This window comes from Bartonella sp. TS25HLJMH (assembly GCF_042193505.1).
Taxonomy (GTDB): domain Bacteria; phylum Pseudomonadota; class Alphaproteobacteria; order Rhizobiales; family Rhizobiaceae; genus Bartonella; species Bartonella grahamii.
In genome coordinates this window covers 1-1,633 of record NZ_JBHILV010000061.1, presented here as the reverse complement: position 1 = coordinate 1,633, position 1,633 = coordinate 1, and the positions used below count along the sequence as shown (strand labels likewise).

The window sequence follows — 1,633 nt, the reverse complement described above, 5'->3', positions numbered from 1 at the left end:
CCCATCAGCTGCTTTAATCCCTTGGCTTTCTTGTGCGACAGGACTTCGCGCTCCAAGCGCTTGTGCTTGCAACAACAAAGGCTGAAAAGCTAAGCAAAAACTTAAAACAAGTGAAAGCCCCTTATGGATCCCCCGCTGCAAAACACAAAGAACGCGCTTTCCTCGCTTGTATCCATATCCCAATCTATGCTTTTGATCCTTTAATCCCCGCATCTTCAGCTCCTCATAAAATTCTTTATCTCTTAAAAAAAACAACCCATATGGGTGTAAACAGCGCAGCGATATTTTTACCGCCCCTTTGCTCTAAAATCTCAATAATGCCCGTACTTGAAATAACCCTGTCGAATTTCCCTTTTCTCGCACTGTTGATTGGGTTAAAATATTCGAATAAGATACATCAATATCCGTAATGTCTCCGGTTGCATGGAAACCAAGAGTTGCCCCAACGAGGCTCCCACCAAAACTGTTTTTGTTTACATCATTGGCCACAGCTCCCAGATCAAGCGCCATATAAGGGGAAAATTGGCTCATAAATTTACGCCCCATTCTCGAAGAAAAACCTGGCAACAACAGCGATAATTCATTGCGCCAAAACGCTCCATTATTGCCGTAATAAATCGCCTCACGCACCCCGCGCACAGAGGAACTACCACCAAGCGATATTTGCTCTGAACTAAACAACGTGTCGGGTGATAATTGTCCTGAAAACAGGGTGTTATAGCGAAAGTTATACTGATTTAGCGAAAAAGGACGCACGTAGCCTAGGGAAAAAGACAATTTGGAAAATTGCCCTTTGGGTGCATTTTTTGTTGCATTCTCTTGCTCTTTATCATCATAAGCGCCAAGAATTGCCAAACCCTTATGAAACCCTATATGTGCGCTTAATTCTCCTCCAAGCCACTTGCGCGAATGATCAAGCTCAAAGGTTGCAATAGCCAATTTACGGCTGGAAACATCAACCCGACTGCCCATAATAAAATTATCAGAATATTTCCATGTCAACCGTCCCGTAAGCCATGTCTTGCCCTCTTGGTCACGGTCGATAACCCGTGAAATCCACGGTGTCAGCGATAAAGACTTACCCGCAGTCATAATATCGGAAAATATTCCCTTAACACTTGAATGATATTGGCTCCACGTCCCATCAAAACCTGTTGTCCAAGTGCCATAGGGAAGAGAAAATGATCCCGTTAGAGTATCACTATTGGGACGCTTGTGAGAAAAATGATACGGACCACCATCCATGGAGCGCTGATAGCTAAACGACCATTGATCATTGATTCCTAACAGATCATCAAAAGAAAGGCTCAAGCGCGTTTGATAAAGCCCTGTTGCTTTAGCGCCAAGATTATCGCTGGAAAGCGTAATAAGCCAAGGTTTCTGTTTTTCAATATGAACATCGAGTATCGAACCACCCGAATTGCTCCCCGCACCAAGATTAATGGTGGCTTGGCGTGAGAAAAGCCGATTGATTTGATCAAGCCCTTGCTCTATCTGGCGCAGATTGGTCGGTTTTCCAATAAGGTTTGGAAAAGCCGTGGTGATTTCTCCTTGAAGTCTCCTCTCAACTTTATGCCCATCAAGAGTGATATCTTCCATCACTCCTTCAACAACAACAATCTTGAGATGACCG

Annotated in this window: 2 protein-coding genes; both read right to left on the bottom strand. The window is 44.0% G+C overall.

The features are described from left to right. The coding region (locus tag ACFINF_RS09155) for a hypothetical protein (protein ID WP_375620579.1) at positions 1-213 on the bottom strand (213 nt) is incomplete at its 3' end. Between the two features lie 90 nt (positions 214-303). Further along, positions 304-1,633, bottom strand: a 1,330-nt coding sequence (locus tag ACFINF_RS09150) for a ShlB/FhaC/HecB family hemolysin secretion/activation protein (RefSeq protein ID WP_375620578.1), incomplete at its 5' end; no start/stop codon positions are given.